Source organism: Corallococcus interemptor (genome assembly GCF_003668875.1).
GTDB classification, from domain to species: Bacteria; Myxococcota; Myxococcia; order Myxococcales; family Myxococcaceae; genus Corallococcus; species Corallococcus interemptor.
In genome coordinates, this window is the sequence record NZ_RAWM01000061.1 from 19,753 (window position 1) to 34,825 (window position 15,073).

Here is a 15,073-nt window from a genome sequence, read left to right on the forward strand (position 1 = left end):
CAGGGCACCCGCGAGGGCCTTGCCGGTTACAGCGGGTTGTACGGGTAGCCGCCGGCCTCCTCCAGGCCGGTGACGATGGTCTCCCGCAGCTCCGCCGGGTCGTACGCCGTGAAGGCGTCCAGCGCGGACAGGCGCCTCAACTCCAGTGAGAGCGCGTCCCCCTTGAGGGTGGCGCAGAGGGCGCGGCGGGTGCGCTCGAAGGCGCGCGTGGTGGACTCCATCGCGTACAGCCGCACCAGGGCCACGCGCACGGGGTCCTGCACGCCGCTGGTGGCGGCCTGCCGGGTGCGCGTCACCATGGAGTCCAGCGCGTACGCGTCCATCACCACGTCCGCCAGCGCGGCCATGACCTCCTGGTGCTTGTCCAGCTCCGTGCCGAAGGTCTCCGCGGCCAGGCGCATGCCGTGGATGGCCAGGTGCTTGGCGCACTCGGCGGCGATCTCCTCCTGGGCCAGCGCGTCCTGGCGGCCCGCGCGGGGCCGCTCGCCGCGGCCCAGCTCCTCCGCCACGGAGCGCGCCTGCGCGAACAGCGGCAGGTCGCCCTTCACGGCGCGCTTGAGCAGCATGCCGGTGATGAGCATCCGGTTGATTTCGTTGGTGCCCTCGAAGATGCGGTTGATGCGCGCGTCGCGGTAGGCGCGCTCCACCGGGTACTCCTCGATGTAGCCGGCGCCGCCGTGCACCTGGACCGCGTCGTCCACCAGGAAGCCGATGGCCTCCGAGCCGAAGACCTTCATGATGGAGGCCTCGCAGGCGAACTCCTCCATCGCGGCGATGACGTGCGCGTCGTAGTCCTTGTCCGAGCGCTCCTTCGACGCGAGGCGCCCGTCCACCAGGCCCGCCGTGCGGTAGGTCATGCTCTCCACCGCGTAGACGAGCGTGGCCATGCGCGCGAGCTTCTCGCGGATGAGCGGGAACGTGGCGATGGGCGCCTTGAACTGCTTGCGCTCCTGCGCGAACTTGAGCGCGTTCTGCAGCTGCAGCTTCATGCTGCCGATGACGCCCGCGCCCAGCTTCAGCCGGCCGTAGTTGAGGATGTTGAAGGCGATGCGGTGGCCCTTGCCCAGCTCTCCCAGCAGGTTCTCCACGGGAACCTGCGCGTCCTCGAAGTAGAGCGGGCACGTGGACGAGCCACGGATGCCCATCTTGTGCTCCTCCGGGCCCACGGTGAGGCCCGGGGTGTCCTTCTCCACGATGAAGCCGGTGAACTTGTCGCCGTCCACCTGCGCGAAGACGACGAACACGTCCGCGAAGGCCGCGTTGGTGATGTAGAGCTTGGAGCCGTTGAGCACGTAGTGCTTGCCGTCCTGCGACTTCACCGCCTTCGTCTTGGCCCCGCGCGCGTCGCTGCCGCTGCCCTGCTCCGTCAGCGCGTACGCCGCCACCCACTCACCCGAGGCCAGCTTCGGCAGGTACTTCGCCTTCTGCGCCTCGTTGCCGAACCACACGATGGGCAGCGACCCGATGCCGGTGTGCGCGCTGGACGTCACCGACCAGGAGCCCAACAGGCTCATGGCCTCCGCGAGCAAGAGCGACGTCGTCTTGTCCAGGCCCGTGCCGCCGTACGTCTCCGCGATGTCCACGCTCAAGAGGCCCAGCTCGCCCGCGCGGCGCAAGAGGTCGCGCAGCAGCGCGTTGTCCTTGCCCTCGATGCGCTCGGCCTGGGGCAGCACCTGCTCACGGCAGAACTGGAGCGCCGTCTTGAAGAAGAGCCGCTGCTCCTCGGAGAACGTCTCCGGCGTGAGGATGCGGGTGGAGCCCACCTCCTGGAAGAGGAAGGCGCCCCCGGAGAGGACGTCCTGGGGGCGGGGAGCGGGCTCGGTTGCGGCGACCATCAACGACCTCCGGGGAGGGAGCATTGCCCTCCGAAGCCTTCTGGAAAAAGGCGCGCGGCACATTAGGGCGCGCGGACCGCTGGGGGTAGTAGCGGCGCGCCCCCGCCGCCTCAATGCGACATGGAGTCCACTCGGGGTGCGTGCCTGGCCGCCAGGCAGCCCCCGCGTCCGTCAAGGCCGGGGCGTGGGGTACACGAGGCAGAGCGTGTCGAAGAGCCCCTCCTCCGGCGCGACGTACGTGCCGCCGAGCGCCCGCGCCACCTGCACGACCTCCGTACCGAACGAAGGGACGATGCACAGGTCGTCCGACGTGGTGAAGCGCGTCTTCAGCCGGGCCAGCTCCCGCCGCAGCGTCGCGATGTCCTGGCGTCCGCCGCGCACCGGCACGGAGGGGCCGTTGCGGTCCGGCCCCGGCAGCTTCCCCACGCTGGAGGTCAACTCGAAGCCGTCCGCGCGCTGGATGATGCGCAGCTTGCCGGGCGCCACCTCCTCCAGCCACGCCCGGAAGCCCTGCTCGTCGCGCAGCACCAGCCGGTAGGCCACCGGCGCGTCCGGATGCTGAAGCCACACCTCCGCCGCCTGCGCACGAAGCACCGCCAGCGCGTCGGACGCCTGCGCGAGGAACGTGTCCTCGTCCGCGACGGCGACAAGCACGTCCCGGCCCTTCACCCGCTCCGCGAGCCGGCCCGCGTCCTGCGCGCGCGACGGCGTGAAGCGCTCCGCGCCCAGCCGCACCTGGTCTCCGGACAGCTCCAGGCGGAGGAGGTCGTCCGGGAGGGGCTCGCCAAAGACGGGCGCGGGCAGCAGCGTGACGTTCGCGTCCGCCCACCCGCCGGCGTCCCCGGGCACGCCTGCATCCACTGCGAGTGCAGAAACGGGAGACACCGGGCGTGCAGGTTCAGCGGGCGGTGACTCCCGGCAGCCACCCCATGTGAGGGTGCTCCACACCAAGAGGAAGAATGCAGGGTTACGGGAACAGGCTGGCGAGCGTAGCGGAATATTCCACCCGGGGCGTCTGAATGGCCTCATGATAGCTTCTCGCGGTTTTGCGAAGGACTCCCCTCCACCGGAGCCGACTCGAACGTGCCGCAGCCTTCCGCTGGCTTCCAGTTCGGAAAGTACAAGCTGCTCGAGCGCATCGCGACGGGCGGCATGGCGGAGATCTACCGCGCCCGGATGACGGCGGTGGCGGGCGTGACGAAGCCGGTGGTCATCAAGAAGATCCTCCCCGGCTACGCGGACGACAGCGCGTTCGTGTCCATGTTCATCAACGAGGCGCGCATCGCGCTGGGGCTGTCGCACGGCAACATCGCGCAGATCTTCGACTTCGGTGAGGTGGAGGGCGAGTACTTCCTCGCGATGGAGTGGGTGGACGGCCATCCGCTCTCGCACGTGCTGCGCCGGGCGCGGGAGAAGGGGCTGCCCGCGCTGCCGCCACCGCTGGCGGTGCTGGTGGCCATCGACATGCTGCGCGGGCTTGCGTACGCGCACACGCGGCTGGACGACAACGGCCGTCCGCTGCACATCGTCCACCGGGACGTGAGTCCCCAGAACGTGCTCCTCTCCTTCGAGGGGCAGGTGAAGCTGGTGGACTTCGGCATCGCGCGGGCGCGGCTCGCCGGGCGCTCCGACACGAAGGCGGACCCCGCGAAGGGCAAGTACGTCTACTTCGCGCCGGAGCAGGCGCGCGGCGAGGCGCTGGACGCGCGCACGGACGTGTTCGCCGCGGGCACGGTCCTCTACGAGATGCTCTGCGGACGGCGCCCCTTCGAGGGCTCGCTCCAGGACGTGCTGCGGAAAATCTCGCAGGGCGACTTCCCCCGCCCGCGCGAGTGGACGCCGAACATCCCCGCCGCGCTGGAGCGCATCCTGCTCACCGCGATGGCCACCAGCCCGGAGCAGCGCTACCCCACCGCGCAGGCCTTCGCGGAGGCGCTGGCGCGGCAGCTCCACGTCACCGCGCCGGACGTGTCCACCAGCGACCTGGGCCACTTCATGGGCTACCTCTTCGAGCCGGAGCTCGTGGAGGCCGGCCGCCCGGTGCAGCTGCCGCGCGAGTTCATTGCCCGGGTGGGCCGCTGGAGCGGCGTCGCGGAACCGCCGCCCATCCCCACGCCGCCGGAGATGCCCCATTACGTCTCCGAGCCCGGAAGAGAGCCACGAGGCGAGCCCCGGGGGGATTTGACGACGCAGCCCCTGCCCCCGCAGGCGATGCCGCCCGAGCCGCCGCCCGCGTGGCACCGCACCCTGAAGGGCTGGGCGGTGCGCGGCGCGCCGGTGGTGGTGGCCGCGCTCGTGGCCACGTGGCTGGGCCTGGTGATGGGCGGGTCCAATTCGTTCGCGGTGGAGCTCAGCTCGTCCCCTCCGGGCGCCACCATCCGCGTGGACGGGCGGACGCTGACGGAGACGACGCCCACGCTCGTCACCCAGCTGCCGTCGGACCGCGAGCACGTCCTGGAGGTGCTGCTGCCGGGCATGGTGCCCTTCAGCCAGCGCGTGCAGGCCGAGCGCGGCACCACGCTGGCGGTCCACGCGCGGCTCGCGCCGAAGCACCCGGCCGCGCCCAGGGCCCTGCCCCGCGCGGGACCGGAAGACACGCCCGCCTTCGCGCGCTACTCCTCCGGAGGCCCGTTCGCGCTCAGCGCGCTCGCGCATGCCCTGCGCGTGCCCCCGTCCCAGGCGGCCCGCATGCGGTTGGATCCGTCCCGCGCCTATGGCCTGCGCGTGGAGGGCCGCGTGTCGGTGGGCGGCCCCCTGCCGGTGACCCAGGCCGTGTACTTCCTGGAGGGCGGCACGGCCCTGTCCGCGCGCGACAGCTTCGGCCTGGTGGGCACCGACGAGGTGCTGGTGCGCGACGCCTCCGTCCTCTACGTGTTCCTCTGGGACGACCGCCCGGACGACAACCGCGGCGCCCTCCAGGTGCACGTGCGCGAACAGGCGAGCGGCGCCATCACCACCCTGCTGCTGGACGCGCGCCGCCACGCCGTCTCGCTGTCCCCCCACGACGGCTTCACGCTCCGGGAGCTGGAGCCCTCCACCACCTACCGCGTCGTCGTGCGCTCGGCGCGGGAGCCGGCGCGCACGCGCGGCTTCGCTGGCGGAGAGGTGGGCGGGGTGCTGGCGCTGCACGGCGCGGGGGCGTCCCCGGCCATGGCCCCGGGCACGCTGGAGCTCCTGGAGGTCAACCAGCCCACGGTGCTGCGCGGCGCGGCCTGGCTGCGGCTCGCGTTCCCGGACGACGACGTCAACGACAACTCCGGCGGCCTCACGCTGGAGGTGACGCCGGTGGCGCCGCTGCACCAGTAGCCACTGCTACAGGGCGCCGCCAGCCTGTAGCCGAAAAATTGATCATCCGGGCGTCCCCCCTACCCTGGGCCGCCTCGGAGGACGCTCAATGAAGAAGCTGCTGGCGGTGCTGGCCCTGGGATTCGCGGTGATGGCGACGGTGGGACTTTCCTCTCGCGTGGACGCGCGGCCCGGAAGCACGGTGGACGAGGGGCCGACCGACGCCCAGATCGACGCCGTCCTGGACTCGCGGGCGCACGAGGTCATGGCCAAGCTGTTGGAAGCGCAGCGCAATGCCAACCGGATGACACAGCTTCCCCGGTAATCTCGTGGCATCCGGCGGGGCACGGTGCTACGACCGGCGCTCGCTTCGGTGCTCATCCCACCCGCCCACGAGGGGGCCATGCCAGAAGGGTCCGCTGCACTCCAGCTCCAGGTTGGAGACCGGGTCGTCTACCCCAACCAGGGGGTCTGCCGCGTCGCCGCCATCGACGTGAAGGAGGTGGCGGGTCAGAGCCTCACCTTCGTCACCATGCGCCGGGAGGAAGACGGCGCGGTCGTGATGGTGCCGCAGGGAAAAATCATCTCCATCGGCGTGCGCAAGGTCGCCAGTCCCGCGGACGTGGAGGAGATCTACGCGTTCCTCCGCTCGGACAGCGACAAGGCGGACCTGGACTGGAAGCAACGCGCTCGCACCAACCTGGACCGCATGACCCAGGGCGGCATCCTGGGGCTCGCGGAGGTCGTCAAGGGCCTCCAGGTCCTCAGTGAGCTGCGGCCGTTGCCCACCAAGGAGCGCGAGCTCTACGACAACGCCCGGCACCTGCTGGTCTCGGAGGTCGCCGCCGCGCTGGGCACCGCCGAGGCCAACGCCGAGGACTCCATCGACATCGTCCTCTTCCCGCCCGGGAAGGAGCGTCCCAAGCGCACCGCCGCGGAGTTCGCGCGGCCCGTTGGCGACGAGGACGACATGGACCTCGACGGCGACCTCATCGGTCTGGAGGGCGGAGAGCTGGACCTGCCCTCGGACGAGGAGCCCGCGTCCGAGTCCGAGGAGGAGTCCTCCGAGGAAGGTGGCGAGGAGGAGGAGGGCGGCGAGGAGGAGGGCGGCGAGGACGCTCCCAAGAAGCGCGGCCGTCCGCCCAAGGCCAAGCCGGCCGAGGGCGCGGAGCCCGCCGCTCCGAAGAAGCGCGGCCGTCCGCCCAAGCCCAAGCCGGAGGTGGTGGAGGGTGCCGAACCCGCCGCCCCGAAGAAGCGCGGCCGTCCACCCAAGGCCAGGCCGCCGGAGGGCGCCGCGCCCGCGGAGCCCGCCGCTCCGAAGAAGCGCGGCCGTCCTCCCAAGGCGAAGCCGCCCGAGGACGAGTGAACCGCAGGACCCCACGGCCCTCCCGGCCGCCCGCGTCGCGATACAGCGCACGCCCGGCACCGCGAGGGCCTTCTTCCCGCCGAGGTGACGCCCCGTGATTCGCGTCGTGACGCTGGACCCCTTCGACGACAAGCAGCTCGCCAAGTTCAACCGCACGCTCTACACGGCCTTCGGCGTGGGCAGCGAGCACAGCGGCACCGCGGAGATTCCCGCGGGCATGTCCGAGCCCCTGGACGCGGAGAAGCTGCTCGAAGAGGTGAAGGGCATCCGAGCCTACAAGGACGACAAGGTGCTGCTGCTCACCTCGCGCAAGCTGAAGGACCGCGACCTGCCCAGCGGCAAGGCGCCCACGTCGGGCTTCGCGAAGTACGGCAAGGACCGGGCAATCCTCTCCATCGCGCCGTTCAAGGACCTGGAGAAGGACTTCAAGCCCATCGCGCGCCACGCGCTGCACCAGCTGGGCACGCTGTGGGAGCTGCACCACTGCCTGGATCCGCGCTGCTCGATGTATCCGCCCTGGACGCCGTCCTTCAACCAGGGCGACCACATCTTCTGCACCTTCTGCCGCGAAAAGAGCGAGCAGAAGATCCGTCTTGCCAAGTCCTAAGGCCCTGCGCGCCCTGCCCCTGGTGGAGCTGGGGGCCCTGCTGCTCGTCGCGCTCCTGTGCCTCGTCTTCCAGCTGAGGCTCCCGGGCCGGCTGCCCACGGACGCGGACGAGCGCGCCGTGGCGGACGTGCTGGCCCGAGACGCGCGCCCCGGGGACGCGGTGCTGCTCTTCCCCTGGTGGACCGAGCGCGCCCGCCTCTTCGTGCCTCCTTCCGTCCCCGTGTACGGGTGGCTGGACTCCGACGGCGCGGACTTGAGCGCGCACCCGCGCGTCTGGGTGCTGGGCCAGCCGGAATTGCCCCGCTCCGACGTGGGCGCGTTTGAAGCGGCCTTCCTCCCCGGCCGCAAGGCGCTGGGCCCCGAGTCCCGCCTGGGCCCGCTGTCGCTGCGCCTCTATGAGAACGGCCGCTACCGCCCGCGCCACTGGGTGGCGAGCGAGTCCGCGAACACGGCGCGCGTGTACCTGGAGCAGCCGGACGGCTCCCGCACGGACTGCCCCTTCGACGGGCGCGTGCACCGCTGCCCCGGACCGCCGCACCTGTACGTGGCGCCGGAGTGGCACGAAATCTTCTACGAGCCCCGGCACTGCCTGTGGATGCACGCGCCGGGCGGCCCCCAGCGGCTGGTGGCGGAGTTCGCCAACGTGCCCGCCGGCATGGGCCTGCGGATGGAGGGCGGCATCATCTTCGAGTTCGCGCACCCCAAGGACCCGCGCCTGTCCACGTCGTACGTCGGCGTGGATGACGCGGCCACGGGCCAGCGGCTGATGTACGTGCCCATTCCCCCGGGCCGCGAGGGCGTGCAGAAGGCGGAGGTGGTGCTGCCGCCCGGGCCGCCGCGCACGGTGAAGGTCTGGACGCAGGCGGACAACGCGGAGTCGCGGCAGCTCTGCCTGGACGTGATGGCGCTGGAGCCCGCGGTGGGGGTGAAGCCATGACGTTGCAGCTGACCGGCCGCCCCGCCACGCGCGAGGAGAAGCTCACGGCCCTGGCGCTGTGGGTGCTGGCCTTCGCGGCGCTGTGGATGACGGAAGCGGCCGTGGGCTTCACGCGCGACGAGAGCGTCTACTTCGCCGCGGCCGAGGGCTATTCGCAGTGGTTCCGGCTGCTGTTCCACTCGCCCGCGCAGGCGTTCACGGACAGCGCCATCGTGCGCTTGTGGGACTACAACCACGAGCACCCGGCGCTGATGAAGACGCTGTTCGGGTTGAGCCACCTGCTCTTCCACGACACGCTGGGCGTGATGCGCGACGCGACGGCCTTCCGGCTGCCCGCGTTCGCCATGGCGGCGCTGGTGCCCGCGCTGTGCTTCCTGCTGGGCAGCGCGCTGTATGGCCGCACCGCGGGGTGGTTCGCCGCCCTCTCCTTCCTGCTGGTGCCCCGCCAGTACTTCAACGCGGAGCTGGCGTGCTTCGACATGCCGGTGGCCGCGATGTGGCTGCTGGTCGTGTACTGCTTCTGGCGCGCGCTGGAGAGCACCCGCTGGGGCGTCGCGTGCGGCGTGGCGTTCGGCCTGGCCATCGCCACGAAGCACAACGCCCTCTTCCTGCCGTTCGTGCTGTCGCCGTTCGCGCTGTGGCGCGCGTGGCAGGCCAGCGAAGGCAACCCCGAGGCCCGCGCGCGGCTGGGCCGCTTCGTGGGGCTCTTCGCGGCGGTCGCGGTGCTGTACGGCCTGCTGGTGGTGTTCCTGGGCGGGCCCGCCAACTTCCAGAAGAAGTTCCTGCTCCTGAGCCCGCACACGCTGTTCTTCGTGGGGCTCGCGGTGGGCTGCGTCGTGCTGCTGCGGGACTTGCGGCGGGTGAGCCTGCCCGTGACGCGGGCGCTGGTGCCGCTGGCGGCGATGGCGGTGCTGGGCCCCGTCCTCTTCTATCTGCACTGGCCCTACCTCTGGCACGCGCCGGTGGACCGCACCGCGTGGTACCTGGCCTTCCACGCGACGCACAACCACTACGCCTGGTTCTACCTGGGCACGCTGATGCGCGGGCCGCCCTTCCCGCTCAGCTACGTGGTGGTGAAGACGGCGCTGACGGTGCCCACCAGCCTCTTCGTGCCCATGGTGACGGGCTTCGTCGCGCTCGTGGGCCGCGCGCTGTTGAGCGTCAGTGCCCGCACGCGGGACTGGGTGCGGATGCCCACCGCGTCGGAGGCGCTGGTGGGCGTCAACGCGGTGACGTCCATCCTCATCATCAGCCACCCGCAGGTGCCGCACTTTGGCGGCGTGAAGCACTGGTTCCCGTCCATGCCCTTCCTGGGCATCCTCGCGGGCGCGGCGGTGGCGCGCGGGTGTTTCGCGCTGTGGGACGTGCTGAAGGCGCGGCGCCCTTCCCTGTCACCGCTGGCGGTGACGGTGCCGGTGTTCGCGCTGCTCCTGGCGCCCGCGCTCCTGGGGCTGGTGCGGGTGTTCCCGTACGGCACGGCGGCGTACTCGGAGCTGGCGGGCGGGCTGCCGGGCGCGGCGACGCTGGGGATGCAGCGGCAGTTCTGGTCCAGCCACGTCACCGGCGTGCTGCCGTGGATCAACGAACACGCGAAGCCGGGCGCGCGCGTCTACCTGCACGAGGTGAATGGCTTCTCGTTCCGGGACTACCAGCGCAATGGCATGCTGCGTCCGGACGTGCGCGCGGTGAACAGCCCGTTCGACGCGGACATCGTCGCGTACCAGTACCACCAGGAGTTCCGCGAGCACGAGTTCCTCACATGGCAGGCCTTCGGCACGCGCACCCCCGTCACCGGGCTGTACCTGGACGAGACGCCGCAGGTCATCGTCTACCAGCGTCCGGAGTGAGTCCCGGGCTGGATGACGCAAGGGGACATGTGCACGACCGTGCACTCGGCGGGCTGGCAGGGCTTCACGAAAAGCAGAGAGGCCGGGAAGGCGTGGCGCCAGGGTAGGATCCAGGTGTCGGCCATTCCACCTTCTTCGCGGGGGAGAGACACATGACGCGCTGGACGGGTTTGTTGACGGTGATGGCGTTGGGCGCGGGCTTCGCGGGTTGCGACGACGCGAAGCCGCCCGCGAAGGTGGCGCGCGCGCAGGTGAAGCGCACGGGCCCCGCGACGATGGAGATCATCCCCACCGAGGGGCAGCTCCCCTACTGCATGCTCTTCACGATGTCGGAGAAGGGCGTCATCCGGCAGCTGACGCTGACGCGGGAGAACCGCTCCATCCGCTGCGACCCGGGGCGCCCGGTCGCCAACACCAGCTTCCGGGTGCCGGTGCAGGAGGGCAAGGTGCGCGTCTACATCTTCTTCTCCGACGAGCGCGTGCCCGCGGGCTCCGTCGCGCAGCAGCTCTACGACCTGCGCGACCGCGAGCGCGTCACCGCCATGGACCTGCGGCTGCCGGGGCGCATCTTCGTGGAGACGCTGGAGTTCCAGCCGGAGACGGGTGAGCCGGAGGCGACGGGCGTCGTCGTGGGCGCGGGCGGCGTGGTGACGTCCGACGGAGGCACGGCCGAGGATGCGGGAACGCGCGCGCTGACCGTGGAGCCGATGGCCAACTGAGCTCCCGACGTGAAGAAGCCCGAGGGTGGAATCTCCGCCCCCGGGCCTCCGTACCGCGTCAGGCCGTGACGTCGAGGCGGCCTAGTTCACCCAGCCACCCGTGTAGCGGTTGCGCTCCAGCCGGGCCAGGCGCTCGCGCTCCTGCCGTTCCCGCTCCTGCCGCGCCTGCCGCTCGCGCTCCAGCTTCGCCAGCCGTTCGCGCTCCAGCCGGGCCTGGCGCTCGCGCTCCTGCCGTTCCCGCTCCAGCCGGGCCTGCCGTTCCCGCTCCTGCCGCTCGCGCTCCAACCGGGCCTGGCGCTCGCGTTGCTGCCGTTCCCGCTCCTGGCGCTCGCGCTCCAGCCGAGCCTGGCGCTCGCGCTCCTGACGCTCGCGCTCCATGCGGGCCTGGTCCTGGCGGCTCACGAGGGGGGTGGCGGCGTGGAAGTCCGCCGCCATCACCGGGGAGCTCGCGACGAGCGCCACAGCCACCACCATCTTCTTGAGCATCGCCTTCATGACCTGCCTCCGTTGAGCCGCGCTGTTGCTGCGTTCTGAACCTTCTGACGGGGGAGGCCCTGCAGGATTCAGCCACCGCGGCCTTCCGAAACACTCCGAAATCAAGCCAGAGTGAAGCCTGCGGCATTCCACTCCTGGGGAAGACCACGTGACGCGCTGGACGGGCTTGTTGACGGTGATGGCGTTGAGCGCGGCCTTCGTGGGCTGCGATGACGCGACGCCGCCTGCGAAGAGAGCGCGTGCCCTGGTGAAGCGGACCGGCGCCGCGACGATGGAGGTCATCCCCACCGAGGGACAGCTCCCCTACTGCATGCTCTTCACGATGTCGGAGAAGGGCGTCATCCGGCAGCTGACGCTGACGCGGGAGAACCGCGCCATCCGCTGTGACGCGAACGAGCCCGTCGCCCACACCCGCTTCCGCGTGCCGGTGCAGGAGGGCAAGGTGCGCGTCTACGTCGTCTTCTCCGACGAGCGCGTGGCGGCGAACGCGGTCGCGCGGCAGCTCTACGACCTGCGAGACCGCGAGCGCATCACCGCCATGGACCTGCGGCTGCCAGGGCGCATCTTCATGGAGACGCTGGAGTTCACGCCGGTGGTGGACACCGTCATGGACGCGGGAGCCCGCGCGCTGACCGCGGACTCCACGCTCCACTGACCTCCAGGCGCGAAGAAGCCCGAGGGTGGAATCTCCGCCCCCGGGCCTCCGCGTTGCTTCATGTTGTGCCGACAGGCCTACCCGCGCCAGCCACCGTTGTAGCGCGCGCGCTCCATGCGGGCCAGGCGCGCCCGCTCCCGGCGCTCACGCTCCATCCGCTCCTGACGCTCGCGCTCCCGGCGCTCACGCTCGATGCGGGCCATGCGCTCACGCTCCATCCGCTCGCGCTCCAGCTTCGCCAGCCGCTCGCGCTCCCGGCGCTCACGCTCCTGACGCTCGCGCTCCAGCCGGGCCTGCCGCTCGCGCTCCAGCCGCGCGCGCTCCATCCGTTCCCGCTCCAGCCGCCCCAGGCGCTCACGCTCCATCCGCTCGCGCTCCATGCGGGCCTGGTCCTGACGGCTCACGAGGGGGGAGGCGCCGTGGAAGTCCGCCGCCATCACCGGGGAGCTCGCAACGAGTGCCACCGCCACCACCATCTTCTTGAGCATCGCCTTCATGACCTGCCTCCGTGAGCCGCGTTGTTGCTGCGTTCTGAACCTTCTGACGACGGAGGCACGGGTTGATTCACCGCTCAAAAGGCACGAGGCCCCTCCCGTTTCCCTCGGAAGAGGCCCCGCTGAAACACTCTGAAATCAAGCTGGAGTGAAGCCGCTTTTCAGTACGCCTCGCGGGCCATGGCCAGCAGATCCGCCTCCGTCACCGAGCGCGGATTGCCCTGGTGTGAAGCGTCCTGGAAGGCCTTCTGCGCGATGTGCTCCAGGTCCTGCTCCTTCACGCCCGCCTCGCGCAGCCGCGTCGGGATGCCGACGGCCGCCGCCAGCTTGCGCACGCGGTCGATGGCGTTCGCGGCGAGCACCTCCTCGCGCGCGTTGGACGTGTCCCCCAGCGCGATGGAGATGCGCGCGAGCCGCGCCGTGCAGGACGCGCGGTTGAACTCCATCACCGCGGGCAGGACGATGGCATTGGCCAGGCCGTGCGGCACGTTGGAGATGGGCGTCAGCGCGTGCGCCAGCGCGTGGCTCGCGCCCAGGCCCTTCTGGAAGGCCATGGCGCCCTCCATCGCGGCCACCATCATGTCCGTGCGCGCGGCCAGGTCCTTGCCCTCCTTCACCGCCGTCACCAGCGAGCGCCCCACGCGCATCACGCCATCAATGGCCACCGCGTCCGCGAGCGGATGGAAGCCATTGGCGACATACGCCTCGATGCAGTGGGTGAGCGCGTCCATGCCCGTGGCCGCCGTGACGGACGGAGGCAGGCCCAGCGTCAGCTCCGGATCGATCACGGCCGCCTTCGGCAGCAGGTACGGGCTGAAGATGACCGTCTTGCGGCCCGTGTCCGCCAGCGTCACCACGCCGGAGCGCCCCACCTCCGAGCCCGTGCCCGCGGTCGTCGGAATGGCGATGAGCGGCGGCAGGTCGTCGCGCACGTACTGGTCGCCGCCCTTCGCGTCGTCGTAGCGGCTGAGCGGCGGCTCATGCGTGGTGAGCAGTTGCACCAGCTTGCCCGCGTCCAGCGCGCTGCCGCCGCCCAGGGCGACGATGCCGTCCGCCTTGTGCGCGCGGTACGCCTCCAGGCCCGCGAACACGTCACGCTCCGTGGGGTTGGGCTCCACGCGGTCGAACACCGCGCACTCCATGCCCGCGCCCTTGAGCACGTCCGTGACGCGCGTGGCGAGCCCCGCCTTCACCACGCCCGCGTCCGTCACCAGCAGCGGGCGCTTCATGTTCAACCGCGCCGCGTGCGCGGGCAGCCGCTGGAGCGCGCCCGCGCCGAACACGATGCGCGTGGGCCACGACATCTCCGTGACGCGCGGCTCCGAGGGAATGTCAAAAGGCTTCATGAACGGTCCTCCTTCAAAAATCAGATGAGCTCCAGGTAGCGCTCCAGCTCCCAGGAGGTGACCGCCCGCTCGTACTGGCGCACCTCCCACTCGCGGGTGCGCACGAAGTGGTCCACGAAGCCCTCGCCCAGGATTTCGCGGGCACGCTCGCTGTTCTTCAGCAGGGCCACCGCGTCCTTCAGGTTGCGAGGCAGCGGCTTCGTGTTCTTCGCCTCGTAGGCGTTGGACAGCACGGGCGCGGGCGGCTCGATTTCGTTCTCGATGCCCCACAGGCCCGCGGCCAGGCTCACCGCCATGCCGATGTACGCGTTCATGTCCGCGCCCAGCTGGCGGTACTCGATGCGCATGGACCTGGCGCTGTCGCCGATGACGCGGATGGCGCAGGTGCGGTTCTCCAGGCCCCACGTCGCGCTGGTGGGCGCCCAGGTGTTCTCCACGCTGCGCTTGTAGCTGTTGATGGTGGGCCAGTAGAGCGCCGTGAGCTCCGGCATCAGCGCCACCTGCCCGCCGATGTAGTGACGCATCAGCTTGCTCATCCCGTGCTTCTGCGACGGGTCGTGGAAGAGGTTCTCCTCGTCCTTCAGGTTCCACAGCGACTGGTGCACGTGGCCGGAGCAGCCCGGCAGCTTCGGGTCCACCTTCGCCATGAAGCACGCGGACACGCCGTGCTTCGCGCAGATCTCCTTCACCACCGTCTTGAAGAGCGCCGCGCGGTCCGCCGCCAGCTCCAGCGTGTCGTAGCGGATGGCCGCCTCGAAGACACCCGGGCCCGTCTCCGTGTGGAAGCCCTCGATGTTGAGCCCGTACGCGTTGCACCCGTCGATGAGCGCGTGCACCAGCGGCGCGTTCATGGACGTGCGCAGCCACGAGTAGCCGAACATGCCCGGCGTCAGCGGCGTGAGGTCCTTGAAGCCCTTCTCATGCAGGCTCTGCGGGCCCTCCTTGAAGAGGAAGAACTCGTACTCCGCGCCGAACTTGGGCAGGAAGCCCAGCTTGCGCGCGCGCTGCCCCATCTTCTGGAGCAGCTGGCGCGGGCTCGCCTCGAAGGGCGTGCCGTCCGCGTTCACGAAGTCCAGCAGGAACGCCGCGGTGTCCGGCTCCCACGGGATGATGCGCGCGGTGGACAGGTCCACCTTCGCGGGCGTGTCCGGGTAGCCCGTGTGCCAGCCCGTCACCTTGGTGTTGTCCAGCAGCTCGTCGCCCAGGTCCCAGCCGAAGACGACGTCGCAGAAGCCCATGTTGCTCTTCGCGGCGCTGTAGAACTTCTCCAGCGACACGTACTTGCCGCGGAAGACGCCATCCACGTCGATGGCGCCCAGCTTCACCTTGCGGACGCCCTTCTCGTCCATCCACCGGCGCAGGGAGTCCATGTCCCCCTGCTGTCCGGGCACCGCTCGCGGCCCACTCTCACCGCGCTCCTTCGCGCGAGCCCGGCGGGCCATCGCCGGATGGGTGAGCACCTTGGCCTTGGGACGCGACGGCATGCG

Annotated in this window: 14 protein-coding genes; 8 read left to right on the forward strand and 6 right to left on the reverse strand. The window is 70.8% G+C overall.

All coding sequences use genetic code 11. From position 1 onward, the window contains the following. Window positions 1-26: 26 nt before the first annotated feature. Together D7X96_RS21630 and D7X96_RS21635 are read right to left on the reverse strand one after the other, a co-directional pair. Window positions 27-1,835 carry an acyl-CoA dehydrogenase FadE gene (locus D7X96_RS21630; RefSeq protein ID WP_120548793.1) on the reverse strand — a complete coding sequence of 603 codons (1,809 nt, stop codon included), beginning with the start codon at window positions 1,833-1,835 and terminating at the stop codon, window positions 27-29. A gap of 171 nt (window positions 1,836-2,006) precedes the next feature. Continuing rightward, entirely contained in the window at window positions 2,007-2,684 is a 678-nt protein-coding gene (locus D7X96_RS21635) for a hypothetical protein (RefSeq protein ID WP_306449835.1), read from the reverse strand. A gap of 234 nt (window positions 2,685-2,918) precedes the next feature. Between D7X96_RS21635 and D7X96_RS21640 the strand changes: the two genes are divergently transcribed. The 7 genes from D7X96_RS21640 (at window position 2,919) to D7X96_RS21670 (ending at window position 10,596) form a co-directional block, all read left to right on the forward strand. Continuing rightward, window positions 2,919-5,141, forward strand: a complete 2,223-nt coding sequence (locus D7X96_RS21640) for a serine/threonine-protein kinase (RefSeq protein ID WP_121770603.1) — start codon at window positions 2,919-2,921, stop codon at window positions 5,139-5,141. Between the two features lie 88 nt (window positions 5,142-5,229). After that, window positions 5,230-5,445, forward strand: coding sequence for a hypothetical protein (locus D7X96_RS21645; protein ID WP_120548796.1), 216 nt, complete (start codon window positions 5,230-5,232; stop codon window positions 5,443-5,445). Window positions 5,446-5,523: 78 nt separating this feature from the next. Continuing rightward, window positions 5,524-6,486 carry a CarD family transcriptional regulator gene (locus tag D7X96_RS21650; protein ID WP_120548797.1) on the forward strand — a complete coding sequence of 321 codons (963 nt, stop codon included), beginning with the start codon at window positions 5,524-5,526 and terminating at the stop codon, window positions 6,484-6,486. A 94-nt stretch (window positions 6,487-6,580) separates the two neighbouring features. Then, window positions 6,581-7,093, forward strand: coding sequence for a zinc metalloprotease (locus D7X96_RS21655; RefSeq protein ID WP_120548798.1), 513 nt, complete (start codon window positions 6,581-6,583; stop codon window positions 7,091-7,093). Then, entirely contained in the window at window positions 7,080-8,030 is a 951-nt protein-coding gene (locus D7X96_RS21660; protein ID WP_121770604.1) for a hypothetical protein, read from the forward strand. Before D7X96_RS21655 ends, D7X96_RS21660 begins: the two co-directional genes overlap by 14 nt. After that, a complete protein-coding gene (locus D7X96_RS21665; protein WP_199746848.1) occupies window positions 8,027-9,877 on the forward strand; it encodes an ArnT family glycosyltransferase in 1,851 nt (616 codons plus the stop codon). Before D7X96_RS21660 ends, D7X96_RS21665 begins: the two co-directional genes overlap by 4 nt. 152 nt (window positions 9,878-10,029) lie before the next feature. Next, a complete protein-coding gene (locus D7X96_RS21670; RefSeq protein WP_120548800.1) occupies window positions 10,030-10,596 on the forward strand; it encodes a hypothetical protein in 567 nt (188 codons plus the stop codon). A gap of 81 nt (window positions 10,597-10,677) precedes the next feature. On the opposite strand, the gene D7X96_RS21675 is transcribed toward D7X96_RS21670, so the two are convergent. Beyond that, the gene (locus tag D7X96_RS21675) at window positions 10,678-11,091 is read right to left on the reverse strand and encodes an ATP-dependent DNA helicase (protein WP_121770605.1); all 414 of its coding nucleotides are present in this window, start codon (window positions 11,089-11,091) and stop codon (window positions 10,678-10,680) included. Window positions 11,092-11,239: 148 nt separating this feature from the next. On the opposite strand from D7X96_RS21675, the gene D7X96_RS21680 reads away from it, so the two are divergent. Then, a complete protein-coding gene (locus D7X96_RS21680) occupies window positions 11,240-11,746 on the forward strand; it encodes a hypothetical protein (RefSeq protein ID WP_233609546.1) in 507 nt (168 codons plus the stop codon). A 77-nt stretch (window positions 11,747-11,823) separates the two neighbouring features. On the opposite strand, the gene D7X96_RS21685 is transcribed toward D7X96_RS21680, so the two are convergent. From D7X96_RS21685 to D7X96_RS21695, 3 genes are all read right to left on the reverse strand, one after another. Beyond that, a complete protein-coding gene (locus D7X96_RS21685) occupies window positions 11,824-12,243 on the reverse strand; it encodes an ATP-dependent DNA helicase (RefSeq protein WP_120548802.1) in 420 nt (139 codons plus the stop codon). A 158-nt stretch (window positions 12,244-12,401) separates the two neighbouring features. Continuing rightward, entirely contained in the window at window positions 12,402-13,586 is a 1,185-nt protein-coding gene (locus D7X96_RS21690; protein WP_120548803.1) for an iron-containing alcohol dehydrogenase, read from the reverse strand. A 20-nt stretch (window positions 13,587-13,606) separates the two neighbouring features. Continuing rightward, on the reverse strand, window positions 13,607-15,070 hold the full coding sequence (locus tag D7X96_RS21695; RefSeq protein WP_208647352.1) for a glutamine synthetase family protein: 1,464 nt from the start codon (window positions 15,068-15,070) through the stop codon (window positions 13,607-13,609). Window positions 15,071-15,073: the final 3 nt, after the last annotated feature.

Bases quoted from the DNA above. Each gene is read 5' to 3' on its own strand.
- D7X96_RS21690 (WP_120548803.1), bottom strand. From the start codon at position 13,586: ATGAAGCCTTTTGACATTCCCTCGGAGCCGCGCGTCACGGAGATGTCG.
- D7X96_RS21665 (WP_199746848.1), top strand. From the start codon at position 8,027: ATGACGTTGCAGCTGACCGGCCGCCCCGCCACGCGCGAGGAGAAGCTC.
- D7X96_RS21670 (WP_120548800.1), top strand. From the start codon at position 10,030: ATGACGCGCTGGACGGGTTTGTTGACGGTGATGGCGTTGGGCGCGGGC.
- D7X96_RS21630 (WP_120548793.1), bottom strand. From the start codon at position 1,835: ATGGTCGCCGCAACCGAGCCCGCTCCCCGCCCCCAGGACGTCCTCTCC.
- D7X96_RS21675 (WP_121770605.1), bottom strand. From the start codon at position 11,091: ATGAAGGCGATGCTCAAGAAGATGGTGGTGGCTGTGGCGCTCGTCGCG.
- D7X96_RS21650 (WP_120548797.1), top strand. From the start codon at position 5,524: ATGCCAGAAGGGTCCGCTGCACTCCAGCTCCAGGTTGGAGACCGGGTC.
- D7X96_RS21695 (WP_208647352.1), bottom strand. From the start codon at position 15,070: ATGCCGTCGCGTCCCAAGGCCAAGGTGCTCACCCATCCGGCGATGGCC.
- D7X96_RS21685 (WP_120548802.1), bottom strand. From the start codon at position 12,243: ATGAAGGCGATGCTCAAGAAGATGGTGGTGGCGGTGGCACTCGTTGCG.
- D7X96_RS21645 (WP_120548796.1), top strand. From the start codon at position 5,230: ATGAAGAAGCTGCTGGCGGTGCTGGCCCTGGGATTCGCGGTGATGGCG.